This window comes from Mycobacterium europaeum (assembly GCF_002102155.1).
In the GTDB taxonomy this organism is placed as follows: Bacteria; Actinomycetota; Actinomycetes; order Mycobacteriales; family Mycobacteriaceae; genus Mycobacterium; species Mycobacterium europaeum.
On the sequence record NZ_LQOU01000035.1, the window covers coordinates 21,465 to 46,906 of the forward strand.

Consider the following 25,442-nt stretch of genomic DNA (forward strand, 5'->3'; position numbering starts at 1 on the left):
TCCACGGCCGGGGTACGGCCAGAGGACAAGGTCCCCTTGTCGGGTGGAGGATTTCAAAGGGCGACTCGTCCCTGGTGTTTACGACGCCGTCGCGTACTGCAACACCGGTTCCGACGAATCGACGTGGCCGAAGCTGATGATCCGCAGCCGGTTCCGGCGCACCTCGTAGCGCACGCCGTTCACCGGGTTGGTGACGTCGAACCCGTCCCCGGCGCGCTCGGCGTTGGACAGCTCGATGTGCGCCCCGTCGCGGATCCGTTCGCCGCGATAATAGTAACTGCCACTGAGGTTTTCGCACACCACGGCCAGCGACTGGGCGGTCCGCACCACGGCCGCCGGCGGATTCCCCGGGTCGCAGCGGGCCGGCTCGCCGACGAACCCCAGCCCGTCGGCGCCCCGCACCGGGGCCGACAGCGTCGGCGTCTTCGGCGGCGGCGAACTCGACGGCGCGGGCGAGACGTTCGAAGCCTGCGGCGGCGGCGCGCCGTGGTCGACAAACGCCGACACCAGCGCCACGACCAGGCCCGCGATCACCAGCAGCACCGCGGCCCCGGCCACCACCAGCGGCAACCGCCCGCCAAGAGGCCGATGCGCGGTCGGCGGAGGCGCTTCCGGGGGTGGATACGGGCTGGAGCCGGTGTCGTCGGGATTTGGATAGACCGTCGCGAAGGGCCGGGTCCCCAGGGGCCCCGCAGCGGCGCCGACCGCCGCCGGCTGGTACACCTCGGACACGGCCTCGCCGGCCGCCCGGGCCAGTTCACCCGCGGACCCGAACCGCGCCGTCCGCTGTTTGGCCATGCCGCGGGCGATCACGTCGTCGAAGGCCCGGCCGATACCGCGGCGCATGATGCTGGGCCGCGGCGCCGGCGACAACAGGTGCGCGCTCTTCAGCTCGGCCGGGCCCGCGCCCTCGAACGGCGGCTGGCCGGTGAGGCATTCGTAGAGCAGGCAGGCCAGCGAGTACACGTCGGTCTGCGGTCCCACCCGGCCGGTGGTGAACCGCTCGGGCGCCATATACACGCGCGACGCGTCGGCGTGCCCGACCCCGAAGTCGGCCAGATACGCGAAGTGGTCCGGGGTGAGCAGCACGTGCTCCGGCCGCACACCCAGGTGCACCAGCCCGGCGGCGTGCGCGGCGTCCAGCGCCCGCGCCACCTGCCCGACGATCGACGCCGCCCGCGGCGGCTCCAGCGGCCCCCGCTCGCGCAGCAGGTCCCTGAGGCTGCCACCCTCGACCGGGTGCATGTCGACGAAGAAAACCCCGTCGATCTCGCCATGGTCGTGCACCGGAACGACGTGGGGCTCCTGCAGCCGCGACGCGACCGCCAACTCGCGCCGAAAGCGTTGCTGGAAGCCGGTTTCTGCGGACATCGAGGCAGGCAGCAGCTTCAGGGCGACCGTGCGATCCTTAGCGGTGTCGTACGCCCGGTAGACCTCGCCCGTCGCGCCCGTCCCGATCAGCGATCGCAGCTCGTAGGGCCCGAACCGGGTGCCAAGCCGCGAGGTCAACGGGCAGTCCTTTCGATGCGTCGAACAAGTCCAGCCCGCGGGGTTCCCCAATCCGCCGCCGGCCTAACGTGGGCCGGCTCACGCGTGCGCGGGCACCGGCACCAGAGGCCGCAGATGCCGGCCGGTCAGCAGCGCGGCCGCGCGCGGCTCATGCCAGCCAGATCGGGTTGGTGAACGCGACCATCGCGCCGAGCGGACGCCGTTGTGCGTCGCGCAGCTCCAGCCGCGCGAAGCGCGCGGACTCGGCGTCGAGTTCCCACCGCAGCATGGTCCGAGCCGGGCCGCCGACCCTCGCGCGCCCCACACAACCGGCCGCGGTGATCAGGGTGGCAGTTGCGCCGGCGGCTCCCGTGACCATTGCCGTGACGGTGACCGGGGTCTCGCGCGAAACCTCCAGTGTCTGGCCGGGACCGGCGACGTCGGCGGCGTCCGGGCTGGACGCGGTGAACTCCACAGTGAAGGCGCGTGATCGGGCGATGTACGAGCGGCCGCGGCGCAGCCCCTCGATGATCGCGGGCACCGACAACTCACGCGCATGCACGACGGTCTGCGGTGAACCCACCGGCTGCTCGTGGGTGTGGGAGTCACTGCCGGCGACCGCCGCGACGCGCCGGCCCGCGGACAGCAGCCGCTGCCAAATGCGAAGCGAAGCTTCATCGTCGAGGTTCCACCGGCCGTTCCATACCTCGAGTGCGTCCACCTCGCCAAAACCGAACTCCCACAACGACCCGGGCACCGGCGCGGCAGGATGGGCGGCGACCACCAGGCCGCCGGCGTCGCGCACGTCGGCGGCGAAACGCCCGAACACCCGGTCACGCGGCGCGTATCGCCAGTCGACCCAGGCGTGCGGCGGCAGGCCGACCGCGAGCCAGTGCCCATGCCTGGTGGTGACCTCCTCGCCGGGAATCACCAACAGACCACCGGTGCGGCATGCGGGCCACACCCGGTTCGCGGAGTTCGTGTTGTGGTCGGTGGACACGATGAAGTCCAGCCCGCCCGAGTGCGCGGCCTCGACCAGCTCACCGGGATGGCGCTGGCCGTCGGAGTGAACGGTGTGCAGATGCAGATCCCCCCGGTACCACCCGGCACCGCGGGCCGACGGCGCCGGACCGGCAAGGACGGTGTCACCTGCCGGGGCGGGCCGCCCACGCTCGAGGACGACGCGCGCGTCCCATGCCATCCCCCACGGGCTCAGGACCACCGGCCCGAGCGCCACCGCCCATCGACCCGGCTCGATCGGGCCGGCAAGATAGCCCGGCGTCGCGTGCGTGCCGGAGATCACGAAGCCGTCGCGGGCTCCCCCTGACCACCCCCGGAACCCGGCCGCATTGCCCACGTCGTGGCCGGCTGGTCCAAAGACCCCTAGATCCAACACGTTTCGGATCGGCCCGCCCACCGCGAAGCCGTCATGCGCGGTGTTGACGCGGATTCGGTGGACTCCCGCCGGCACCTCGAATGGCAGGTACGCCCACTGGTCGATTCCAAACCCGAATCGCCCTGAAAACGCTATGTGGATCGTTGCGCCCTCGCGCTGCTGGGTGATGGCACCGGGGGCGACCATCGCGACACTCATGGCAGTCCTTCCTATCGGTACACCACCAGCATTCGGCACCAAGGAGTGACGACCCGTTACATCGACACGAACACCGTGCGTCGGGCCACTGTCATGTTCGTGTGGTGCCGCGGCGGCATACAGTGAATCACTGTGAGCGAGATGAAAGCGCGGTTCGCCGAGATCGTCGGCCAGCACAACCTGCTGACCGGCGACGCCATCCCCGAGGACTACTGGCACGACGAGGTGTTGACCAAGCCGCCGCAACGGCCGGCCTACGTCGCCAAACCGGCCACCGCCGAGGCGGTTTCGCAGTTGCTGAAAGCCGCCTCGGACAACAAGATCCCGGTGACGGCCCGCGGATCGGGAACCGGCCTGTCCGGCGCGGCGATCCCCCGGGCCGACGGGCTGCTGATCTCCTTCGAGCGCATGAACGCCGTCCTGGAGGTCGACACCACCAACCAGGTCGCCGTCGTGCAGCCCGGGGTGACGCTCACCGAGCTGGACGCCGCCACCGCCGACACCGGCCTGCGCTACATGGTCCACCCGGGCGAGCTGTCGTCCAGCGTCGGCGGCAACGTCGGCACCAACGCCGGCGGCATGAACGCGGTCAAGTACGGCATCGCCCGCCAGAACGTGCTCGGGCTGCAGGCGGCGCTGCCGACCGGCGAACTCATCCGCACCGGCGGCAAGATCGCCAAGATCTCCACCGGCTACGACCTGACCCAGCTGATCGTCGGCTCCGAGGGCACCCTGGCCCTGGCCACCGAGGTGATCGTCAAGCTGCACCCGCGGCTGGACCACACCGCCTCCGTGCTCGCCCCGTTCGCCGACTTCGACCAGGTCATGGCCGCGGTGCCCAAGGTCGTGGGCAGCGGCCTGGCGCCCTACATCCTGGAGTACATCGACAACGTGACGATGGCCGCGCTGGTCCACACCCAGAACCTGGAGTTGGGCATTCCGGACAGCGTCCGCGACAGCTGCGACGCCTATCTGGTTGTGGCACTGGAAAACCGGACCGCGGACCGGCTGGACGAGGACGTCGAGAAGGCCGGCGAACTGCTGGCCGAGCTGGGCGCCGTGGACGCCTATGTGCTGGAAGGGGGTTCGGCGCGCAAGCTGATCGAGGCGCGCGAGAAGGCGTTCTGGACGGCGAAGGCGATCGGCGCCGACGACATCATCGACACCGTGGTGCCCCGCTCCGCGATGCCGAAGTTCCTGTCCGCCGCGCGCGGTCTGGCCGCGGCCGCCGGTGGCGCCTCGGCGGGCTGCGGACACGCCGGCGACGGCAACGTGCACCTGGCCATCTTCTGCAAGGACCCCGACACCCGCAAGCAGCTGATGACCGACATCTTCGCGCTGGCAATGGAATTGGGCGGCGCGATCTCCGGCGAGCACGGGCTGGGCCGCGCGAAGACCCCGTACTTTCTCGAGCTGGAAGACCCGGTCAAGGTCGACCTCATGCGCCGCATCAAGCAGAGCTTCGACCCGGCGGGCATCCTCAATCCCGACGTGGTCTTTGCGGCGACTTAACCGATAATCGGGTAACGGCGTTGGGCGGCAAGAGCTTTCAGTGCCTTCTGCATCTTCAAGCGCACATGCGCGTCAAGCCTTTTGATATCAGGACTTTCGCCGAATTCGGCGAGATTGATCGGCGGCAACACCTCGGTGACGATCTTGGTGGGCAGCGGCACGTTCACGGGGGCGAGGATACTGAACCCGAAGGGAAACCCGAACGTCATCGGCACCAGGTCCGTTCGCAGTAGCTTGCGCTCCAGCTTGTCGAGCCGAAGCATCCGCGACAGCCACCGGCCGCGCGTCAAGAAGAACTGGCTTTCCTGCCCGCCCACGGAGACCGCGGGAACGATCGGCACATTCGCCTCCAGGGCCGTGGTGATGTAACCGGTTCGGCCGTCGAAGTCGATGGTGTTCTCCTGCAGGGTTGAGCGGTAGACGTCGAAATCGCCGCCCGGAAAGACCAGAACGACGGCCCCGGCGGCCAGCGCCTTGGCGGCGTTCTCGCGTGTCGCCCGGATCACGCCGGTGCGCCGGAAGAAGTCACCGGCGGGCCCGGCGAAGATGGTGTCGAACCCCAGCGCGTAGAGCGGGCGGTCGTAGCCGAACCTGTCGTAGTAGCCGACGGCGAACACCGAGAGATCGAACGTCATCAGGCCGCCGGAATGGTTCCCCACCACCAGCGACGGCCCGTCCGGGATGTTGTCCAGGCCCCGCACCTCGGAGCGGAAATAGTGCTTGACGATCGGGCGGGTCAGCGCGATGACGTGCTCGGTAAGACCGCGGTCCCATCTGTCGACGTCGGTCGAGTTGGTGTGGGTGTGGGTCATGTCGTCCTCGCTCACCGTTGAGCGTGAGCTGATGCTACGCCCGCCGCTGTGGAGCGAACACAGTTTCGCCGCCCGGGTTTCTCCCGGCGATTTGGAAGGATTAGCCGATGTGGCCCCTGTGACCCAAGAGGCCGGCGGACTCACATCCCGAAGTGTGCGCGACGCACCGCCGCGACGGCGTCGGGCGGTCCGCTCACGGCGACGTCCGCGACGCCGACGCGGCCGAACAGGTACAGCAGCAGCTCACCCGGTGGCCCGCTGAGCACCGCCACCGGCGAACCCGGCCGCACCGGCGCGCACTCGCCGGCGCCGGCCCACTCGACCGCGAGACCGCAACCCCTGAGCCGCCGACTCAGATAGCGCCCGCCGCGCCGCACGTTGCGCCACAACGCGGCGTCTAACTCGGGCGTCAGAGCGCGTGGACCCAGCCCATTCGCCCGGCGCAGGTCCTCGTGATGAACGAAGAACTCGTTGAGGTTCGCCAGCGCGCGCACCCAGCCGATGCGGAAGAACCCGATGGGCGGGCCGGAGCGGATCGTCGTGACGAGCGACGCGAAGTCCGTGCGCTCCGCCAGCGCGGCCCGGCGCCGCTCGGCGAACCGTTGAAAGCGGCCCGGCAGCACCAGGCACGGGCCGGCCACGAGATCGTGTTCGCGCAGCACGAGATGGGCGGCGAGATCATGCGCCGCCCAGTCACCGAGCAGGGTGGGCGCGGCGGGCCCCAGCTCGTCGAACAGGGAGCACAAGCCAAGGCGCTCCCGGGTGTCCAGCACCGCGCGGGACATCGCTCAAGGGTAAGCCCAAAGCCTAAGCGGCGGAATCGGTATCGCTTCCGGGAATCTCGGTGGCGTCGCCTTGTGCGGCGGCGCTGGAGGCTTCGTGTTCGGCCAGCCAGCGTTCGGCGTCGATGGCCGCCGAGCACCCGCTGCCCGCAGCCGTGATGGCCTGGCGGTAGGTGCGGTCCACCAGATCGCCCGCGGCGAACACGCCCTCGATCGAGGTGGCCGTGGTGCGGCCCTGCACCAGGACGTAGCCGTCGGGGTCGGTGTCCACGACACCGCGCACCAACTCCGAGCGCGGGTCGTGCCCGATCGCCACGAACACCCCCGTGACCGGCAGCGTGGATTCCTCCCCGGTGACCGTGTCGCGCACCCGCAACCCGGTGACGGTGTCGGCACCCTCCACGGCCACCACGGCCGTGTTCGTCAGGATCGTGATCTTCTCGTCGGCCCGCGCCCGTTCGAGCATGATCCGCGAGGCGCGGAATTCGTCGCGGCGGTGCACCAGGGTGACGCTGCGGGCGAACCGGGTCAGGAAGGTGGCTTCCTCCATCGCCGAATCCCCACCGCCGATGACCGCGATGTCCTGGTCCCGGAAGAAGAACCCGTCACAGGTCGCACACGAGCTGACCCCGCGGCCCAGCAGCTCCTGCTCACCCGGCACCCCCAGGTAGCGGGCCGCCGCGCCCATGGCCAAGATCACCGACCGGCCGCGCACCGTCTCGCCCTCGGCCGTCGTCACCGACTTCACCGGCCCGTCCAGCGACACCGACTCGACGTCTTCCATCCGCAGGTCGGCCCCGAACCGCAACGCCTGCTCGCGCATCTGATCCATCAACTCCGGGCCCGTGATGCCCTCGCGGAAACCGGGGAAGTTCTCCACCTCGGTCGTGGTCATCAACGCTCCACCAAAGGACGTCCCCTCGAACACCACCGGCGCCAACTGCGCCCGCGCGGCATACAACGCCGCGGTGTACCCCGCGGGACCCGAACCAATGACGATGACGTCGCGGACATCGGAGGTAGTCATGAGGAACCTTTCAGCCAGTGTCGACAGGGGCCCACCCTACTGGTGATCGCCGGCCGTTTTATGTGACCGTCGACACGATCGGCCTTATGACGCATGGATTCTAGGACGCTGGCCCATGAGATCCCTTGCAGCACACTGTCGTTCAGACCGCCCAGTCGGACTATGTTTGCCAGACAACCCAGGATTACCAATCTTGCAAAAGCGGGAATCACGATGGCGGGTAAGGCATTTAAAGTGAAGCGGAGCACACAACCAGAGGTTGTGTGCTCACAACCTCTGCACCTCTACTACTGTCGCCGGGGGAAATGCACCATGAAGTAGTGGCCCGTGGGTCCGACGGCGTACCCACGGGAACCATAAACGTCACCGTCGACGCCAGGGCCCGGCAACCAGCCCGGAACCGCCCGGCCCCCGACGTCGAGCCTCAGCCGCCACAGCCCCGGCCGGCACAGCAGGCCAGCATTGTTCGCGAAGGAGAACATCACATGACCACAGCACCTCCCGCCAAGACTCGCAACGAGGGCCAGTGGGCGCTGGGCAATCGCGAACCGCTCAACGACACCGAGCAGGTCAAGCACGATGACGGGCCGCTGAACGTGCGCGACCGAATCATCAACAAATACGCCAAAGAAGGCTTCGAGAGCATCGAAAAGTCCGATCTGCGTATGCGGTTCAAGTGGATGGGCCTGTACACCCAGCGCGAGGAGGGCTACGACGGCAGCTGGACCGGCGACGAGAACATCGACAAGCTCGAAGCGAAGTACTTCATGATGCGCGTGCGCTCCGACGGCAAGCCGATGTCGGCGCAGACGATGCGCGTCCTGGGCCAGGTCTCCTCGGAGTTCGCCCGCGACACCGCCGACATCGGCGACCGGGAGAACGTCCAGTTCCACTGGCTCAAGATCGAGGACATCCCCGAGGTGTGGCGCCGGCTGGACACCGTCGGCCTGACCAGCATCGAGGCCTGCGGCGACTGCCCCCGCGGCATCCACGGCAGCCCGCTGGCCGGCGACTCGGTCGACGAGGTGCTCGACCCCTCCCCCGCGATCGACGAGATCATCCGGCGGTTCATGAACAACCCCGACTACGCCAACCTCCCGCGCAAGTACAAGACCGCGATCTCGGGCCTGCAGGACGTCTCCCACGAGACCCACGACGTCGCGTTCGTCGGCGTCAACCACCCCGAGCACGGGCCGGGCATGGACCTGTGGGTGGGTGGCGGCCTGTCGACCAACCCGATGATGGCCCAGCGGGTCGGCGTGTGGGTGCCGCTCGACGAGGTGCCCGACGTGTGGGAAGCGGTCACCAAGGTGTTCCGCGACTACGGCTACCGGCGGCTGCGCGCCAAGGCCCGGATCAAGTTCCTGGTCAAGGACTGGGGCGTGGAGAAGTTCCGCGAGGTCATGGAGACCGAGTACCTCGGCCGCAAGATGATCGACGGCCCGGCCCCCGACCCGGCCAAGCACCCGATCGACCACGTCGGCGTGCAGAAGATCAAGAACGGCAAGAACGCCGTCGGCGTCGCCGCGATCGCCGGCCGCGTCTCGGGCACCACCCTGCAGGCGGTGGCCGACCTGATGGAGAAGGTCGGCTCCGACCGGGCCCGGTTCAGCCCCTTCCAGAAGCTGATCATCCTCGACGTGCCCGACGACCAGGTCGACTTCCTGGTCGCCGAATTGGACAAGCTGGGCCTGCCGTCGAACCCGTCGAATTGGCGCAAGAGCACGATGGGCTGCACCGGCATCGAGTTCTGCAAGCTGTCGTTCGCCGAAACCCGCGTCCGCGCACAGACTTTGGTGCCCGAACTGGAAGAACGACTGGCCGACGTCAACGACAAGCTCGACGTGCCGATCAGCGTGCACCTCAACGGCTGCCCGAACTCCTGCGCCCGAATTCAGGTGGCCGACATCGGGTTCAAGGGCCAGTGGATCGACAACGGCGACGGCACGTCGGTGGAGGGCTTCCAGGTCCACCTCGGCGGCGGCCTCGGCGAGGAGAGCGGCTTCGGACGAAAGCTGCGTCAGCACAAGGTCACCAGCGCCGAGCTCGGCGACTACATCGACCGGGTGACACGCAAGTTCCTGGAACAACGGGAGAGCGGAGAGCGTTTCGCCAACTGGGCGCTGCGCGCCGACGAGGCCGACTTGCGCTAGCCCCCACCAACACCGCCACACCGAGCGCTGACGTTACGAACCGAGGACGAACGAGATGAGCGAAGTGGTGACCAACTTCACCGAGGAAGAGCTGCGTGAGTTGGCCGAGCGCGGGGCGGCCGAGCTGGAAGGCGCGGACGCCAAAGACATCCTGCGCTGGGCCGACAAGCACTTCGGCGGCCCCGACGGCCCGCGTGACTGGGCGACCTGCAAGTGGGTCGTGGCGTGCAACATGCAGGAAGCGCTGACGGTGTCCCTGGCCGCGGATGTGCGGCCGGGGGTGCCCGTCATCTTCCTGGACACCGGCTACCACTTCGCCGAAACGCTGGGCACGCGCGACGCCGTCGAGTCGGTCTACGACATCCACCTGCTGAACGTCACCCCGGACCACACCGTGGCCGAGCAGGACGAGTTGATGGGCAAGGACCTGTTCGCCCGTGACCCCAACGAATGCTGCCGGCTGCGCAAGGTCGTCCCGCTGCGCCGGGCGCTGAGCGGCTACGCGGCGTGGGTCACCGGGCTGCGCCGGGTGGAATCGCCCACCCGCGCCAACGCGCCGGTGGTCGGCTACGACGAGTCGTTCGGGCTGGTGAAGGTCAACCCCATCGTGGCCTGGACCGACGAGGACGTCGAAGAGTACATCCAGCAGAACGGCGTGCTGGTCAACCCGCTCGTGGAGGAGGGCTATCCGTCCATCGGCTGCGCCCCCTGCACCCGGAAGCCGGCCCCCGGCGAGGACCCGCGCAGCGGCCGCTGGGCGGGCCGCAACAAGACCGAATGCGGGTTGCACAGCTCATGAGCACACTCGTCCTGACCGCGCACGGCAGCCGCGATCCGCGCTCGGGCGCCAACGCCCGGGCGGTGGCCGAGCGGCTGCGCGGCATGCGACCCGACCTCGACGTGCGGCTGGCGTTCCTGGAGCTCAGCGCACCGAACTTCGTCGACGTCCTCTCCGGACTGCCCGACAAACGTGCCGCCGTGGTCACCCCGCTGCTGCTGGCCAGCGCCTACCACGCGCGCCGCGATCTTCCCGAGCAGATCGCGCGGGCCGGCGCCTACGGCGTCCGGCAGGCCGACGTTCTGGGCGAAGACGACCGGCTCCTGACGGTCCTGCGTGAACGCCTCGCTGAGGTCGGGGTGTCCCCGCACGACGAGGAAGTCGGGGTGATGGTGGTCGCGATCGGGTCATCGAACACCGCCGCCAACGCGCGCACCGCCAAGGTCGCCGCCCGGCTGTCCACCGGGACCCGTTGGGCCGCAACCGCGATGGCCTTCGCCACCCGGCCCGAGGCGTCGGTGGCCGACGCCGCGCGCCGGTTGCGCCGCCGTGGCGCAAGCCGGTTGGTCATCGCGCCGTGGTTCCTGGCCCCCGGGCTCATCACCGACGGCGTGTCAACCTACGCGCGGGACAACGGGATTCCGATGGCGGCGCCGCTGGGCGCGCATCCCCTGGTGGCCGAGACCGTGCTGGACCGCTTCGACCAGGCGCGGGCCGACCACGTCGCCGCTTAGGGCTTCGATACGCGACTGCTGATGTGGCTCAGCATGTCCCGGATCGCTCCCGCGGGCGGCGTGCGGCCGCCGACCCAGATGGCATGAAACTTGCGCCTCAGGTCCAAGTCCCGGATGCTGACCGCCTGCAGCCGGCCGACCGCCAGGTCGTCGGCGACCGCCAGCCGGCTCATCGCCGCCGGTCCCGCACCGGCGAGCACGGCGGCGCGCATCGCCGCCGCCGACGTCAGCTCCATCACGGGCGGCGCCTGCTGCATGTCCTCGCCCAGCACCTGACGCAGCGCCACGGTCAGCGAATCGCGGATGCCCGAATGGGGTTCGCGCGCCACCAACCGTGTTTCGGCCAGTTCGCGGGCGGTCACCACCCGCGAGCGCCGAGCCCACTTGTGCCCCGGCGGCACCACGATCACCAACTCGTCCTGCCCCACCACGCAGCTGCCCAATCCCTTCGGCTGGCCGGGGTTTTCGACAAACCCCAGATCGACGGTGCCGTCGCGAACGAAGGCGATGGCCTGCTCGCTGTTGGTGGCGGTCAGGATGACGTGCGGCGCTGCCGTCCCGCGCCGGGCCGCCTCGGTCTGCAGAGACAGCAGCCAAGGCGGCATCAGCTGTTCGGAAATCGTCTGGCTGGCAGCCACCCTGATGCGTTCGCGGCCCTCCTTGCGCAGCCCGCCCAACCCCGCGTCGATCTCGTTGGCGACCTCGAGCAAGCGCGCGGCCCACTCCGCCACGATCAGCCCCGCGGGCGTCAATTCCGAACCCCGCGTTGTCCGCACGGCCAGCGTGACGCCGACCTGCGCCTCCATCGACGCGAGCCGCCGGGACACGGCCTGCTGGGTGATTCCGAGCTCGCGGGCGGCGCGCCCGAGGCTGCCCGTCTCGGCGATCGCCAAAAACACCTCGAACGAGGCAAGTTCGGGCATGCGGGGGCTGAGCGGCATGGGGGTCGGTCACAATCTGTCGGCTTGACACAACCATAGCTTGTGACTCCACAACACCGGAACCTCTACTCGCGCTTCAGCCGGGCGAGCACCATGGGAACCATGACCCGCACAGCCCCTTACCACGTCGCGATCGTGGGTTCCGGCCCTTCGGGGTTCTTCGCGGCCGCGTCACTGCTCAAGGCCGCCGACGCCTCCGAGTTCGGCATCGCCGTCGACATGCTCGAAATGCTGCCCACCCCTTGGGGGCTGGTGCGGTCGGGCGTGGCGCCTGATCACCCGAAGATCAAGTCGGTCAGCCAACAGTTCGAGAAAACCGCCGAAGACCCCCGCTTCCGCTTCTTCGGCAACATCAAGGTGGGCGAGCACGTGTCGGCCGGTGAACTCGCCGAGCGCTACGACGCGGTGATCTACGCCGTCGGCGCCCAGTCCGACCGCGCCCTCAACATCCCCGGCGAAGACCTGCCCGGCAGCGTGGCCGCGGTCGACTTCGTCGGCTGGTACAACGCGCACCCGCACTTCGAGCAGATGGCGCCCGACCTGTCGGGTGCCCGCGCCGTCGTGGTCGGCAACGGCAACGTGGCCGTCGACGTGGCCCGCATGCTGGTCACCGACCCCGAGGTGCTGGCGCTCACCGACATCGCCGACCACGCGCTGGAGTCGTTGCGGCCCCGCGGGGTTGAGGAAGTGGTGCTGCTCGGGCGGCGCGGTCCACTGCAAAGCGCCTTCACCACGCTGGAATTGCGTGAGCTCGGCGAGCTCGACGGTGTCGACGTGGTGGTCGAACCCGCCGATCTGGAGGGCGTCACCGACGAGGCCGCGGCCGCCGCCGGCAAGGTCACCAAGAACAACATCAAGGTGCTGCGCGAGTACGCCACCCGCGCGCCCCGGCCCGGGCACCGCCGAATCGTGTTGCGGTTCTTCACCTCCCCCATCGAGATCAAAGGTGCCGAGCGGGTGGAGAGCATCGTCCTCGGGCGCAACGAGCTGGTGACCGACGCCGGCGGGCGGCTGGTCGCCAAAGACACCGGCGAGCGCGAGGAACTGCCCGCGCAGCTGGTGGTGCGCGCGGTCGGCTACCGCGGCGTGGCCATACCGGGTGTGGCGTTCGACGAGAAGACCGGGACGATCCCCCACACCGACGGCAGGATCGAAGGCAGCCGCAACGAATACGTGGCCGGCTGGATCAAACGCGGCCCGTCCGGCGTCATCGGCACCAACAAGAAGTGCTCACAGGACACCGTCGACACGGTGCTGGGCGACCTGGCCGCCGGATCGGCGGACCGCCCGGGCGACTACGGCGACGAGCTCGCCGAGTGGCTCACCTCGCGCCAGCCGCAGCTGGTCACCGCGGCCCACTGGCGGGCCATCGACCGCTTCGAGCGTGAGGCCGGCGAGCCGCATGGGCGCCCGCGCGCCAAAGTGGCCAGCCTCGCCGAGCTGCTGCGAATCGGGCACGGTTAATCTCCGATAGCTGATAGGGAAGGACAACATCCATGGCGTACGTGATCGGCGAACCCTGCGTCGACATCAAGGACAAGGCGTGCATCGAGGAATGCCCCGTCGACTGCATCTACGAGGGCGCGCGGATGCTCTACATCCACCCCGACGAGTGCGTCGACTGCGGCGCCTGCGAGCCGGTGTGCCCCGTCGAGTCCATCTACTACGAAGACGATCTGCCGGCTGAATACAGCCAGTACACGCAGATCAACGCCGACTTCTTCGCCGAGCTCGGCTCGCCCGGTGGCGCGTCGAAGGTCGGGATGACCGAAAACGACCCCGCCGCCGTCAAGGAGCTCCCCAGCCGGGCCGAGGCGACGTAGGACTACGTCATCACAGCAGCGAGTTCGGTACGGGGTACCGAAACTTGCTGCGGCCCGTCGACCGCCGGCAGCACCTGCCCCTGGCCGAAGAAGAAAATGACGGCGTCATTGGTGATCGCGAAATTCTGATACGCGTCGACGCCGGGATCGCCGAACGGCAGCGGGCCTAATTGGCGCGTCACGATCGGGTTGAGGACGTCCAGCGGTTTGCTGCCCGGCTTGAACAACGTGTCGAAGGTGATCGGGGCGCCCTTGCCGAGGTCGTAGTTGAACGCCTTGAAAGACGTCACGGGGTGCGCACCCATGTCCTGGTTCATGTCCAGCACCACGCTTTGGGTATTCGAGCCGGGCGTGGTCGATCGATACGCCGTTCCGGTGATGGCCAGCAGGTAGGGCGGCCGATCGTGCGGGGGGTACGTCCGGGCGTCGTCGGCCCAGGTGTCCCGGGTGTGGATGAGGTAGTCGGTCATGGCCTGCTGGTCGGGATAGCTGACCGGGAAGCTCAGGTCGAGCGTGTAGTGGGCCGTGGCGATGTGGCCGTGGCAGACCTGGTTTTCGTCGACGGTTCCACCGAGGGCGGCGCACGCCGATTGCGCGCCGGCGATCGGGGCGATCGAACAATTCACCCAAGCGCAGACGGCCGCGGCCGTTCGCCACAGTAAGCGCATCTTGGTAGCCATCTTCTCGCTGCCTTCTGGCGAGCCTGATTGACTCGCGCCGCTTTAGCCCAAATCGTAGGACTCGGTCGAATTCGCAGGTTTTTACCTGCCAAAAGTGGGGGCACTCAACTATCCCCGCAACAAATTATGAGGAGACACCGATGTCCTTTGTGATTACCAATCCGGACGCCTTGACCTACGCGGCCGCCAAGCTGGAAACGCTCGGCGCCGAGATGGCGGCGGAAAACGCCGCCGCCGCGGGCCCGACCACCGGCCTGGCGCCCGCGGCCGCCGATGAGATATCAGCCCTGCAAGCGGCGATCTTCGACGCATACGGCACCCTCTACCAGTCGGTCAGCGATCAAGCCGCAGGCATCCACCAGCAGTTCGTCAAAACCCTGGACACCAGCGCCGGCTCGTATCGAACCACCGAGGCCACCAACTCCGCGGCGACCGCGTCGCCGTTCGCGGCCGCCCCGGCGATCGGGAGTACGGCAAGCCCGGCGGCCGCGGCCGACCCGCCGCCCGGCAGCGGCCTGCTCAACATCGGCGACATCGGGGCCGGCAACTTCGGCTCGGCGACGTCCGACCTGCTGGGCGTGGCGGGCGGCGGCCTGCTCGTCCGACCCGACGCGGCGGGCCCGGTCGCGGCGGCCCCGTCGGCAGCGACCGCCTTGGCGTCGTCCACCTCGCCCGGGACGACACTGGCGGGCGCGGCGGCACCCGTCGGGGTCCCGATGGTGTCGGGTCCCGGGCAGGCGGCCTTGGTCGGCCGCCTATCGGTGCCCCCCAGCTGGGCGGCGGGGGCCGGTGCGCCGGCCGCGCCTCCCCCGGCCCCAACGTTGACCGGCTGGACGACTCCCGCGCCCCAGGGCCCGACCGTGACCGGCGTGCCGGCCGGTATGCCCGCGGTGGCCACCGCCGGGAAGTCCGGTGGCCTGGGCGCGCCCCGCTACGGCGTCAAGCCCACGGTGATGCGGCGCCCGGCCGGCCTCTAGAAACTTTCGAGCGAAAAGGAGAGCAGGACAATGGATTTCGGAGCACTTCCCCCAGAAGTCAACTCGGCACGCATGTACGCCGGAGCCGGCGCCGGCCCGATGATGGCCGCAGCGGCCGCGTGGAACACGTTGTCCGCCGAGCTGAGCACCATCGCGGCGGGATACGAGTCGGTGATCTCGGAGCTGACGGGCGAGCAGTGGGTGGGTCCGGCGGCGGCATCGGCGGAAACCGCCGTCCAGCCCTTCGTGACGTGGCTGAATACCACCGCGGCGGCCGTTCAGCACGCCGGCGCCCAGGCCATGGCGTCCGCGGCCGCCTATGAGGCAGCCTTCGCCATGACGGTTCCGCCTCCGGTGATCGAGGCCAACAGAGCCCAGTTGGCGGCGCTGGTCGCCGGCAACGTGCTGGGCCAGAACACGCCGGCGATCATGGCCACCGAGGCGCAGTACTCGGCGATGTGGGCCCAGGACGCCGCGGCCATGTACGGCTATGCGGCCTCGTCGGCGGCCGCCGGAAAGCTGAACCCGCTGACCTCGCCGACACCGACGACCAGCCCCGGGGGAATCGCCCGTCAGGCCGCGGTGGTGTCCGGCGCCGGCGCCGCCACCAATACGCAGGCCGGGCTCATGCAGACGGTCAGCACGTTCCAGAACACGGTGGCGGGATTCGCCGCCCCGAGCCTCGGGGCCGACCCTCCCGCCGCCACACCCCTCTTCCAGATCCCGATCGTGCAGAACACCATCAACGGTGCGATCAATACCGCGGCATGGTGGACCATGAACACCATCCCCAACGCGACGTTGTTGTCACACACCATGAACGGCGCCCCGTCGGTCATGCTCGAATCCGCCGGGCCCTACGTCGGGCCCACGCTGGCGGGGTCGGTGGCCCCGGGCGGATCGACCGGAATGGCCCAGGCGCCCGTACTGGCCGGCGTGGGCCAGGCATCCACGGTGGGTCGCCTGTCGGTGCCGGCGGGCTGGTCGGCGGCCACCCCGGCGCTGGATCCGGCCGCTTCGGCGTCAGCCGGCTCCGGTTGGGCGGTGACGCCGGAGGAGACGCCGCCGGTGACGGCGGTGCCGGCCGGGATGCCGGCACTGGCCACGGCCGGACGGGGTCTCGGCTTCAATACGCCGCGGTACGGGGTCAAGCCCACGGTGATGCCCAAGACGGTGTTCGCCTGAGACAACTGCTCGTGCTCGACCCCGCGGGGCCTTTTAATAAGGTGAGCCCATGCGGACAGCTCGAGTCATCCACGTCAGCCGGCAGATCGGGTCGCTCGCGGTCACCGCGGTGACCGCCCTCTCCACGCTCAACGCGTACCGGCCGTTGGCGCGCAGTGGATACCTTTCGCTCTTCTCCTGGATGTTCGGGCTGGTCGTCACCGAGTTGCCGCTGCAGACCCTGGTCAGCCAGCTCGGCGGTCTGGCCTTGACGGCCCGCCGCCTGACGCGGCCGGTGCGGATCGCGGCCTGGGCGGTGGCGGGCGTCTCGGCGCTGGGGCTGCTGAACTTCAGCCGCGCCGGTCACCGGGCCAACGTGCCGCTGACCGAGGCCCTGGACAACGGGTTGGGCGCCTCCCGGCTCACCGAATCGCGGGATCTGTGGCGCCGGCCGGCCGGCAGCGGCACCGCGAAGGCGCCGGGGCTGCTGCGGATGATGCGCATCTACCGCGACTATGCCCACGACTCCAACATCAGCTACGGCGAATTCGGCAGCGCCAACCACCTGGACATCTGGCGCCGCCCGGATCTGGACCCGACCGGCAAGGCGCCGGTACTCTTCCAGATCCCGGGCGGGGCCTGGACGACGGGAAACAAACGCGGACAAGCGCATCCGCTGATGAGCCACCTCGCCGAGCTGGGCTGGGTCTGCGTCGCGATCAACTACCGGCACAGCCCCCGCAACACCTGGCCCGCGCACATCGTCGACGTCAAGCGCGCGCTGGCCTGGGTCAAGGCGCACATCGCCGAATACGGCGGCGATCCCGAATTCATCGCCATCACGGGCGGTTCGGCCGGCGGCCACCTCTCGTCGCTGGCCGCACTCACACCCAACGATCCGGAGTTCCAGCCCGGCTTCGAGGACGCCGACACCCGGGTGCAGGCGGCCGTGCCGTTCTACGGCGTCTACGACTTCACCCGGTTCAGCGACGCGATGCACCCGATGATGCCGGCGCTGCTCGTCAAATCCGTTGTCAAGGAACGCCCGTCGACCAACATGCAGCCGTTTATCAGCGCGTCGCCGGTCAACCACGTCTCGCCCGACGCTCCCCCGTTCTTCGTCCTGCACGGCCGCAATGACTCGTTGGTGCCCGTGGAGCAGGCGCGCGGTTTCGTCGAGCGGCTGCGACAGGTCAGCACCCAGCCCGTCGTGTACGCCGAATTGCCCTACACCCAGCACGCGTTCGACATCTTCGGTTCGGCGCGCGCGGCCCACACCGCGGTCGCCGTCGAGCAGTTCCTGGCCGAGGTCTACGCGGCCCGCCGGCAGGCCAATGTGGCCTAGCCGCTGAGCATTTGGGCCACCACGCCGGCGACGATGGCGTCCGGGTCCTGCTCGATGCCGACCGCACGCAGGTCGCCGTCGATCGCCAGCGACGCGACACCGTGCACCAGCGACCACAGCGGCGCGGCGAGTTCGCGCGGGTCTTCACCGCCGACGATGCCCGTCTGCTGGCACGCCGCGATCGCGCCGAGCAGGTCACCGAACGCCTGCTCTCCGGCGGTCGCGAGGTCGGGATGGTCGGCCTTGGAGAGCTCGGCACCGAACATCACCCGGTAGTGATCCGGGTGGGCGACGGCCCAGCGCACATACGCGCGGCCGAGTTCGGCCACCCGGTCCCGTGGGCCGGGCGCCGCTTCGGCGGCCGCGTTCAGCGCGGCGTGCAGCTCGCGGAAGCCCTGTTCGGCCACCGTCGCCAGTAGCGCGGCCTTGTCGGCGAAGTGCCGGTACGGGGCGGCGGCGCTGACCCCCGCCCGCCGCGCCGCCTCGGTGAGGGTGAAACCTTTCGGCCCCTTTTCGGCCACCAGCGACAGGGCGGCGCTGGTCAGGGCGCGTTTCAGGTCGCCGTGGTGGTAGCTGTCCCGACGCTTCGCTCCCCCCGGGGCTTTCCGTGCGGCCGCCATGTTGACGATATTAACATTACCGAGGTATGTTAAAGCCATTCACATCTTCGGAAGGGGACGAAATGGACCAGCAACTCATGGCCCCCCGCGCCGGCGACCGCGACCGGGAGGTGGCGGCCGACCGCCTGGGCCAGGCATTCGCGCAGGGTTACCTGCCACTGGACGAGTACGAGCAACGGTTGCAGGTGGTGTTCGGCGCGCACACCACCGGTGAGCTCGACCGGCTCCTCGCCGACCTGCCGCTCGAGCGGATCCGGCGCGCGGACCCGCGCCGGCGCGCCGCCCGCGTCGAGGCCGCCCGGCGCGGCGTGCGCCTTCACCTGGCCGCCTACCTGGCGATGACCGTCATCGTGCTCGCCGTGTGGGCGGCCGTCGCCGCCACCACCGGTGCCGCGTACTTCTGGCCGGTCTGGCCCATCCTGGGAGCCGGAATCGGCCTGCTCAGCCACGCGCTGGGCGTCCGCCCCGCCGCGAAAGGCGTTGCGGGATGGGCAAACCCGTGCCGTCCCGTGGGGCGCACCCGTTTGCCGGAGGGGCTTACTGCACCGTGACGGTGGCCGTATAGGTGCACGCCGGTTTGGGATCCTTGGCGACGAAACTGGTGTAGGACGTGCCGATCGTGGTCGTCCCCGGCTTCAACGCCGTGAACGTCCACACCTCGGTGCCGGGCGCCCCCAATGCGTCGGAGCTCGGTGGCACGAACTGATGGCTGGTTTGCTGGATGATCGTCGGGTCGCCGATCTTCGTCTCCGGCGCCCACCGGTACGGGGTGGTGTAGTTCGACCCCAGCTTCACGACCAGCGTGTTGCCGACGGCCAGGGTGATGCTCTGCGTGATCACGTCTTGGGTGAGGACGTCGGTCATGGGCACCTGCAGCGTCTTGGTCGACGGCGGGTTCCTGGACGCGAAGTGGCAGCCCGCCAACAGCGGCCAAACGAGCATCGCGACGGTCACCAAGAGCCTGATCTTCCCGACAGTCATCGAGCCCATTATGTCCTGACGCCCGAGGGGCGTGCCGCGGCGGGAAGCGACGGGTGCCAGCCACCTCGCCCGCGGCGTCGCGTGGGCGCGGATCCTTCAACCATGACGTGACTCGCAAACTTGATATCGCGGGCGCTATCACTTTCGAGAGGCACACACCACCCCGCCGACGGGGCTGAAGTGACTCGAGTGACGGCGCTCCGCGGACGCCCTGCTCGGCGCGACCCGCGCCGGTCCGGCAGGATGGGCTGGTGTTTGGCCTCGTCCTGATCGTCGCGCTCGTCTCCACCGTCATCGTCGGGACGGTCGTCGGCCGGCGCTACCGGGTGGGCCCGCCGGTGCTGCTCATCGTGCTCGGCACCCTGCTGGGTCTGATCCCCCACTTCGGTCACGTCCACATCAACGGCGAGATCGTGCTGCTGCTGTTCCTGCCGGGCATTCTCTACTGGGAGGGCCTGAACACCAGCTTCCGCGAGATCCGGGCGAACGCGCGCATCATCGTCTTCCTCAGTGTCGGGCTGGTGATCGCCACGGCCGTGGCGGTGTCGTGGACGGCGCGGGCGCTGGGCATGGACTCACACACGGCGGCCGTGCTGGGCGCCGTGCTCTCCCCCACCGACGCCGCCGCCGTGGCCGGCTTGGCGAAGAAGTTGCCGCGCCGGTCGGTCACCGTGCTCAAGGCCGAGAGTTTGATCAACGACGGCACCGCGCTGGTGCTGTTCGCCGTCACGGTCCACGTCGCGATCGGCGGATCGGCGATCACCCCGGCCGACCTGGTGGGCCGTTTCGTCGGCTCGTATTTGGGCGGCATCGCCGCCGGACTCCTGGTCGGCGGAGCGGTCACGCTGGTGCGCAAGAGGATCGACGCCCCGCAAGAGGAAATGGCGTTGAGCCTGCTGACGCCGTTCGCGGCGTTCCTACTGGCCCAGAGCATGGACTGCAGCGGGGTGGTGGCGGTGATGGTCGCGGCGTTGGTGCTCGCCTACGCCGGGCCGGTGGTGATCCGCGCGCGATCCCGCCTGCAGTCCTACTCGTTCTGGGACAGCATCACCTTCCTGCTCAACGGCTCGTTGTGGGTGTTCGTCGGTGTGCAGATCCCCGGGGCCCTGCACGGCATCGCCGGGGTGGACGGCGGCATTCGCCGCGCGCTGTTCATCGCGCTCGCCGTCACCGGCGTGGTGATCGTCTCGCGCATCTTCTGGGGCGAGCTCACCGTGGTCTTGATCCGGCTGATCGACCGCCGAGACGCGCAACGCGAACGTCGGGTCAGCTGGCGGCAACGCTTCGTCACCGCCTGGGCCGGATTCCGCGGGGCGGTGTCGCTGGCCGCGGCGCTGGCCGTCCCGGCCACCACGCTCAGCGGCGCGCCGTTCCCCGACCGCAGCCTGCTCATCTTCATCGTGGTCGTCGTGATCCTGACCACCGTCCTGGTCCAGGGCAGCACGTTGCCCGCCGTGGTGCGCTGGGCGAAGATGCCCGAGGACGTCGCCCACGCCGAGGAACTGCAGTTGGCCCGCACGCGGGGCATGCGGGCCGCCCTCGACGCGTTGCCGGCCGTCGCCGACGAGGTCGGCATCGGCGACGACCTGCGGCGCCGGCTGCAGAAGGAGTACGAGGAGAAGGCCGCGGTGGCCGTCGCCACCGAGAACGGGTCGACGGACAACCACCTCGTCAAGAAGAAGGAGCTGGTGCGCCGGGTGCGGCTGGGCGTCCTGGACAGCAAGCGACGCGAGATCACCGCGCTGCGCAACCAGAACCTCATCGACGACATCGTCCTGCGCGAGCTGCAGAACGAGATGGACCTCGAGGAAGTGCAACTGCTCAACGCCGCCGACAACGAATAGCCGTCGGCCCTCGACCGTACAGTCGGCTCCATGTTGCAGACGGTGGCGATCCGCGGATATCGCTCGCTGCGCGAGGTGATCCTGCCGCTGGGCCGGCTCTCGGTGGTCACCGGCGCCAACGGTGCCGGGAAGTCGTCGCTGTACCGCGCGTTGCGGCTGCTGGCCGACTGCGGCCGCGGCGAGGTGATCGCGTCGCTGGCGCGCGAGGGCGGTCTGCAGTCCGCGCTGTGGGCCGGACCCGAGGAGCTGACGGGCGCCCGCCGGACCGGCAAGGCCCAGGGCACGGTGCGCACTCGGCCGGTGTCCCTCGAATTAGGTTTTGCCGCAGACGATTTCGGTTACCTCGTCGACCTGGGCATCCCGGTGTCAGCGGGCCGAGCGGTCTCGGCCTTCGCCCGCGACCCCGAGATCAAACGCGAGGCGTTGTTCGCCGGGCCGGTGTTGCGCACCGGCACGACGTTGGTGCGCCGCGCCGCGAGCCTGGTCGAGGTCAGCGCCGACACCGGCCGCGGATTCGACGAGCTGTCGCGGTCGCTGCCGTTGTATCGCAGCGTGCTGGCCGAGTACGCGCACCCGCACGCGCTTCCCGAGCTCGCCGCCGTGCGGGAGCGGCTGCGCGGGTGGCGGTTTTACGACGGCTTCCGGGTGGATGCGGGGGCGCCCGCGCGTTACCCGCAGGTGGGCACGCGCACACCGGTGCTCTCCGACGACGGCAGCGACGTGGCCGCCGCGATCCAGACGAGCATCGAGGCGGGCTTCGACGATGTGAGCCGCGCGGTCGCGGACGCCTTCGACGGCGCCACGGTGTCGGTCGCCGTGAACGACGGGTTGTTCGACCTGCAGCTGCGGCAGCCCGGCATGCTGCGGCCGCTGCGCTCGGCCGAATTGTCCGACGGCACACTGCGATTCCTGCTGTGGGCCGCCGCGTTGTCGAGTCCGCAGGCGCCGTCGCTGATGGTGCTCAACGAACCGGAGACGTCGCTGCATCCGGAGTTGGTGCGTCCACTCGCCGGGCTGATCCGCACCGCCGCCGCGCGGACACAGGTCGTGGTGGTCACCCACTCCCGTGCACTGCTCGAATTCCTCGACACCATGCCGGTGGCCGAGGGCGAAACCTGCGACCGGGCCGTCGAGATCGAGCTGCACAAGGAGTGGGGCGAAACGCGCGTCGCCGGCCAGGGCCTGCTGACCACGCCGCCGTGGGACTGGGGCAAACGGTAACGCGGACGCCGTTGTGCGCACGGACCGCACACTAAAATATTGCCCAGTAGGTAATATTGCCCACCGGGCATGTTTTCCGTAGGGTGGTCGTCATGACCGAACCACCGCGCGGGTTGCGCGAGCGCAAGAAGGCCGACACCCGACGTGCGCTCAGTGACGCCGCGCTCCACCTGGCCTTCGAACGCGGACTGGACAACGTGACGCGCGAGGACATCGCCGGCCTGGCCGGAGTTTCGGTGCGCACCTTCAACAATTACTTCGGCGGCAAGTACGAGGCACTGGCCTACCGGCAGACCGAGCGCCTGCGCCTCAGCATTTCCGCGTTGCGGGAACGCCCCGCCGACGAGCCACTGTGGACGGCGGTCTTACACGCCGTGCTCGAACCCCTGGAAGCCGACTTCGGCGAGGTCTACGGGCAGGAGAACCAGATGCGCAGCCGCCAGGAACTCGTCGAGGTACGCAAGATCTTGATGAACCCACAGGTGCGTAACGCGTTCCCGCAGGACCTATTCGACGAATGGCTCGCGGTGATCGCCGAGCGCACCGGCACCGATCCCGAACACGACCTGTACCCGCGGCTGGTCGTGGCCATCGTGCGCGCCGTCGGCGACGCCGCGGCGGAGGCCTATGTACGGGCCGACCCGCCGGTCCCGATCACCGACCTGATCCGTTCCGGCTTCGCCGCGGTCAGCGCGGGCCTGCCCGAACCCGCCAAGCACATGGAGACATCCCATGGCTGACGAACAGGCCGGCATCGTCATCTCCGGCGCCGGCCCCAACGGGCTCATGCTGGCCTGCGAGCTCGCGCTCGCCGGCATCCGACCCGTCGTGCTGGACGGCCTGCCCGGCCCGAGCGACGAGCCGAAGGCGAACGGCCTTGTGGGACAGGTGGTCCGGGCTCTCGACATGCGCGGCATGTACCGGGAGTTGACCGGGGACGCCGAGCCGCCGCGGCCCAGCTACGGCTGGATGTTCGCCGCGATGACGCTGAACTTCCTGGGCCTGGAAGACAATCCGATGTACGCGATGGTCATGCCCCAGCCCCGGCTGGTGCGATCGCTGGAAAAGCGGGCCCGCGATCTCGGAGTCGACCTGCGCTGGGGACACGAACTGACGGGGCTGCAGCAGGAGGAGCACGCGGTGGTGCTGCAGGTGTCCTCCCCCGAACGCGACTATCGCATCGACGCCGGACATCTGGTGGGCGCCGATGGCGGACGCAGCCTGGTCCGCAAGACGGTGGGAATCGACTTCCCCGGTACCACGCTGGAAGGCGTGGTGGGCCGGCTCGCCCACGTGCACGTTCCTGACCACCTCCGCCGCTCCGACGGCAGCGTGGACATTCCCGGGTTCGGCCGACTCCCCCTGGGCCACACGCGGTTGGACCGCGGCGGGGTGATCTACGCCGAGTTCGAACCCGGTCGATCCCTGTTCGGCACATTGGAGTTCGGGCAGCCGGTCGAGGACACGCCGATGAGCGTGGCCGAAGTGCTCGCAAGTGCCCGTCGTGTCCTGGGTGTCGAGGTTCCCTTCGACGAGCCGAAAGGCGCTGGGCCGCATGCGCTTCGCCGGATAGACGGGCAGAACACCCGCCACGCCGAGCGCTACCGCGAAGGCCGGGTCCTGTTGCTGGGCGACGCCGCCCACGTCCACAGCGCCATGGGCGGCCCCGGCCTGAACCTGGGCCTGCAAGACGCCATGAACCTGGGCTGGAAGCTCGCCGCCCACCTCGACGGGCGGGCGCCGGCCGGCCTGCTCGACACCTATGAATCCGAACGGCATCCCGTCGGCGAACGCGTGATGATGCACTCGCAGGCGCAGACCGCGCTGATGTACCCGGGCCCCGGAGTCGGCGCGCTCCGCACGCTGCTGGGCGAACTGTTCACCCTCCCCGACGTCGCCAGGCACATGGCGGCGTTGCTGGCCGGCACCGACGTGCGATACGAGGTGGGCGACGACCACCCGTTGTCGGGTTGGCCCGTACCCGAGCTGACACTCGCGGATGGCCGGCGGGTCACCGAACTGCTGCACAGCGCGCGCCCGGTGCTGCTCGATTTCGACGGCGGCGCCGCGGCCACGGCGTCAGGGTGGGGCGATCGGGTGAACATCGTGACCGCGACGCTCGACGAACCGCCCGCGGCCGCACTGCTGATTCGGCCCGACGGGTACGTCGCCTGGGCCGCGAGCGAATTCGGGGCGGCCGACGAAGCCCGCCTGCACGCGGCGCTGCGGCGCTGGTTCGGGCCGCGGTCCAGCGGTTAGGTGGAAAAATTCGCCGAGTGTGCGCCTATGGCGGCGTCGCTCGGCGTGTCGCCGCCCTGAGCGCACACTCGAGGCCCCGAGCGCACACTCGAATCTCCGTCGACGGGCTGGAAGTGGGCGATCGCCGGAGCGACCCACTGGCGCAGGTACTCCCGCAGCTCGGCGCCCGACCGAGGCGGTCGTCCGGGGTCGACGATGAAGGACTGCAGAATCCGGAGCATGAATTCGACCAGGCCGTCGCGCCTGTCGCCGGTGATGCCGACGCTGTCCCAGTCGACGTTGAAGCGGTCGATGATGGAGCGGCCGAGCGCCAGTGCGACATCGGAGGTCACGCTCGCCGAGTAGAACACTGCCTTCTCGGAGGTCAGAAGCAGCCCGAGGTACTTGTCCTGGGGAAGCAGTTCCAGAGTGTGCGCAATCCCCTCGACCACCGCCTCGGCGGGGTCGCGGATGTCCGCCACGTGGGCGGCCAACCGGTCGAGGGCGGGGCCCGCCTCCGACAACGCGGTCGCCACCAGCAACGCATCGGTACTCGGGAAATAGCGGTACACGGTTTGCCGGGTGACCCCCAGCTCGCGTGCGATGTCGCTGATGGTGATGTCCGGGCCCGACTGCTCGATCGCGCGGCTCGCCGCCGCGACGATGCGGGCGATGGCTTCGTCGTCGCTCGACGGCAGCGCGCCGGCCCAGCCATGTCTGCGCATCTA

24 protein-coding genes are annotated in these 25,442 nt (G+C 69.4%); 14 read left to right on the forward strand and 10 right to left on the reverse strand.

The annotated features are described in order from the left end of the window. Positions 1-78: 78 nt before the first annotated feature. Both AWC03_RS16700 and AWC03_RS16705 read right to left on the reverse strand, forming a co-directional pair. The gene (locus tag AWC03_RS16700) at positions 79-1,509 is read right to left on the reverse strand and encodes a serine/threonine-protein kinase (protein WP_085241842.1); all 1,431 of its coding nucleotides are present in this window, start codon (positions 1,507-1,509) and stop codon (positions 79-81) included. 148 nt (positions 1,510-1,657) lie between these two features. Further along, positions 1,658-3,082: a CehA/McbA family metallohydrolase gene (locus tag AWC03_RS16705; protein ID WP_085241843.1), complete on the reverse strand. Its 1,425-nt coding sequence runs from the start codon at positions 3,080-3,082 to the stop codon at positions 1,658-1,660. A 141-nt stretch (positions 3,083-3,223) separates the two neighbouring features. On the opposite strand from AWC03_RS16705, the gene AWC03_RS16710 reads away from it, so the two are divergent. Beyond that, a complete protein-coding gene (locus tag AWC03_RS16710; protein WP_420845678.1) occupies positions 3,224-4,594 on the forward strand; it encodes an FAD-binding oxidoreductase in 1,371 nt (456 codons plus the stop codon). On the opposite strand, the gene AWC03_RS16715 is transcribed toward AWC03_RS16710, so the two are convergent. The 3 genes from AWC03_RS16715 to trxB form a co-directional block, all read right to left on the reverse strand. After that, positions 4,591-5,406: a 1-acyl-sn-glycerol-3-phosphate acyltransferase gene (locus AWC03_RS16715; protein WP_085241949.1), complete on the reverse strand. Its 816-nt coding sequence runs from the start codon at positions 5,404-5,406 to the stop codon at positions 4,591-4,593. The genes AWC03_RS16710 and AWC03_RS16715 overlap by 4 nt on opposite strands. A gap of 140 nt (positions 5,407-5,546) precedes the next feature. After that, positions 5,547-6,191 (reverse strand): TIGR03085 family metal-binding protein, encoded by a 645-nt coding sequence (locus AWC03_RS16720; protein ID WP_085241845.1) that lies wholly within the window; start codon positions 6,189-6,191, stop codon positions 5,547-5,549. Positions 6,192-6,213: 22 nt separating this feature from the next. Next, positions 6,214-7,215 carry a thioredoxin-disulfide reductase gene (gene trxB / locus AWC03_RS16725; RefSeq protein WP_085241846.1) on the reverse strand — a complete coding sequence of 334 codons (1,002 nt, stop codon included), beginning with the start codon at positions 7,213-7,215 and terminating at the stop codon, positions 6,214-6,216. A 485-nt stretch (positions 7,216-7,700) separates the two neighbouring features. Between trxB and AWC03_RS16730 the strand changes: the two genes are divergently transcribed. Genes AWC03_RS16730 through AWC03_RS16740 form a run of 3 tightly spaced genes read left to right on the forward strand, consistent with a single transcriptional unit; the run spans position 7,701 to position 10,880 of the window. Beyond that, a complete protein-coding gene (locus AWC03_RS16730; RefSeq protein ID WP_085241847.1) occupies positions 7,701-9,368 on the forward strand; it encodes a nitrite/sulfite reductase in 1,668 nt (555 codons plus the stop codon). Between the two features lie 55 nt (positions 9,369-9,423). Next, positions 9,424-10,167, forward strand: coding sequence for a phosphoadenylyl-sulfate reductase (locus AWC03_RS16735; RefSeq protein WP_085241848.1), 744 nt, complete (start codon positions 9,424-9,426; stop codon positions 10,165-10,167). Next, entirely contained in the window at positions 10,164-10,880 is a 717-nt protein-coding gene (locus tag AWC03_RS16740; RefSeq protein WP_085241849.1) for a sirohydrochlorin chelatase, read from the forward strand. Before AWC03_RS16735 ends, AWC03_RS16740 begins: the two co-directional genes overlap by 4 nt. On the opposite strand, the gene AWC03_RS16745 is transcribed toward AWC03_RS16740, so the two are convergent. Continuing rightward, positions 10,877-11,821 carry a LysR family transcriptional regulator gene (locus tag AWC03_RS16745; RefSeq protein ID WP_085241850.1) on the reverse strand — a complete coding sequence of 315 codons (945 nt, stop codon included), beginning with the start codon at positions 11,819-11,821 and terminating at the stop codon, positions 10,877-10,879. The genes AWC03_RS16740 and AWC03_RS16745 overlap by 4 nt on opposite strands. Positions 11,822-11,923: 102 nt before the next feature. On the opposite strand from AWC03_RS16745, the gene AWC03_RS16750 reads away from it, so the two are divergent. Both AWC03_RS16750 and fdxA read left to right on the forward strand, forming a co-directional pair. Next, positions 11,924-13,285: an FAD-dependent oxidoreductase gene (locus AWC03_RS16750; RefSeq protein ID WP_085241950.1), complete on the forward strand. Its 1,362-nt coding sequence runs from the start codon at positions 11,924-11,926 to the stop codon at positions 13,283-13,285. 32 nt (positions 13,286-13,317) lie between these two features. Then, the gene (gene fdxA, locus AWC03_RS16755; protein ID WP_085241851.1) at positions 13,318-13,644 is read left to right on the forward strand and encodes a ferredoxin; all 327 of its coding nucleotides are present in this window, start codon (positions 13,318-13,320) and stop codon (positions 13,642-13,644) included. Positions 13,645-13,646: 2 nt separating this feature from the next. Here the strand turns inward: fdxA and AWC03_RS16760 are convergent, their stop codons facing one another. Further along, a complete protein-coding gene (locus AWC03_RS16760) occupies positions 13,647-14,312 on the reverse strand; it encodes an esterase (protein ID WP_085241951.1) in 666 nt (221 codons plus the stop codon). 152 nt (positions 14,313-14,464) lie between these two features. On the opposite strand from AWC03_RS16760, the gene AWC03_RS16765 reads away from it, so the two are divergent. The 3 genes from AWC03_RS16765 to AWC03_RS16775 are packed head-to-tail and all read left to right on the forward strand — an operon-like array spanning position 14,465 to position 17,810. Continuing rightward, complete coding sequence (locus AWC03_RS16765; protein ID WP_085241852.1) at positions 14,465-15,301, forward strand: PPE family protein, SVP subgroup; 837 nt, start codon at positions 14,465-14,467, stop codon at positions 15,299-15,301. A gap of 30 nt (positions 15,302-15,331) precedes the next feature. Beyond that, complete coding sequence (locus AWC03_RS16770; protein ID WP_085241853.1) at positions 15,332-16,486, forward strand: PPE family protein; 1,155 nt, start codon at positions 15,332-15,334, stop codon at positions 16,484-16,486. A gap of 49 nt (positions 16,487-16,535) precedes the next feature. Beyond that, positions 16,536-17,810: an alpha/beta hydrolase gene (locus AWC03_RS16775; RefSeq protein WP_085241854.1), complete on the forward strand. Its 1,275-nt coding sequence runs from the start codon at positions 16,536-16,538 to the stop codon at positions 17,808-17,810. On the opposite strand, the gene AWC03_RS16780 is transcribed toward AWC03_RS16775, so the two are convergent. Next, positions 17,807-18,430, reverse strand: a complete 624-nt coding sequence (locus AWC03_RS16780; RefSeq protein ID WP_085241855.1) for a TetR/AcrR family transcriptional regulator — start codon at positions 18,428-18,430, stop codon at positions 17,807-17,809. The genes AWC03_RS16775 and AWC03_RS16780 overlap by 4 nt on opposite strands. Before the next feature lie 62 nt (positions 18,431-18,492). On the opposite strand from AWC03_RS16780, the gene AWC03_RS16785 reads away from it, so the two are divergent. Beyond that, positions 18,493-18,981 (forward strand): DUF1707 domain-containing protein, encoded by a 489-nt coding sequence (locus AWC03_RS16785; RefSeq protein WP_085241856.1) that lies wholly within the window; start codon positions 18,493-18,495, stop codon positions 18,979-18,981. Here AWC03_RS16785 and AWC03_RS16790 read toward each other — a convergent pair. Beyond that, complete coding sequence (locus AWC03_RS16790; RefSeq protein ID WP_085241857.1) at positions 18,968-19,420, reverse strand: protease inhibitor I42 family protein; 453 nt, start codon at positions 19,418-19,420, stop codon at positions 18,968-18,970. The genes AWC03_RS16785 and AWC03_RS16790 overlap by 14 nt on opposite strands. A 242-nt stretch (positions 19,421-19,662) precedes the next feature. Between AWC03_RS16790 and AWC03_RS16795 the strand changes: the two genes are divergently transcribed. The 4 genes from AWC03_RS16795 (at position 19,663) to AWC03_RS16810 (ending at position 24,735) form a co-directional block, all read left to right on the forward strand. Continuing rightward, entirely contained in the window at positions 19,663-21,255 is a 1,593-nt protein-coding gene (locus AWC03_RS16795) for a Na+/H+ antiporter (RefSeq protein WP_085241858.1), read from the forward strand. 30 nt (positions 21,256-21,285) lie between these two features. Further along, on the forward strand, positions 21,286-22,476 hold the full coding sequence (locus tag AWC03_RS16800; protein WP_085241859.1) for an AAA family ATPase: 1,191 nt from the start codon (positions 21,286-21,288) through the stop codon (positions 22,474-22,476). Between the two features lie 92 nt (positions 22,477-22,568). Then, positions 22,569-23,216 carry a TetR/AcrR family transcriptional regulator gene (locus AWC03_RS16805; protein ID WP_085241860.1) on the forward strand — a complete coding sequence of 216 codons (648 nt, stop codon included), beginning with the start codon at positions 22,569-22,571 and terminating at the stop codon, positions 23,214-23,216. Next, positions 23,209-24,735 carry an FAD-dependent monooxygenase gene (locus AWC03_RS16810; protein WP_085241861.1) on the forward strand — a complete coding sequence of 509 codons (1,527 nt, stop codon included), beginning with the start codon at positions 23,209-23,211 and terminating at the stop codon, positions 24,733-24,735. The genes AWC03_RS16805 and AWC03_RS16810 overlap by 8 nt, the downstream gene beginning before the upstream one ends. Here AWC03_RS16810 and AWC03_RS16815 read toward each other — a convergent pair. Further along, on the reverse strand, positions 24,732-25,439 hold the full coding sequence (locus tag AWC03_RS16815) for a TetR/AcrR family transcriptional regulator (protein WP_085241862.1): 708 nt from the start codon (positions 25,437-25,439) through the stop codon (positions 24,732-24,734). The two genes, AWC03_RS16810 and AWC03_RS16815, sit on opposite strands and share 4 nt — an antisense overlap. Positions 25,440-25,442 lie beyond the last annotated feature (3 nt).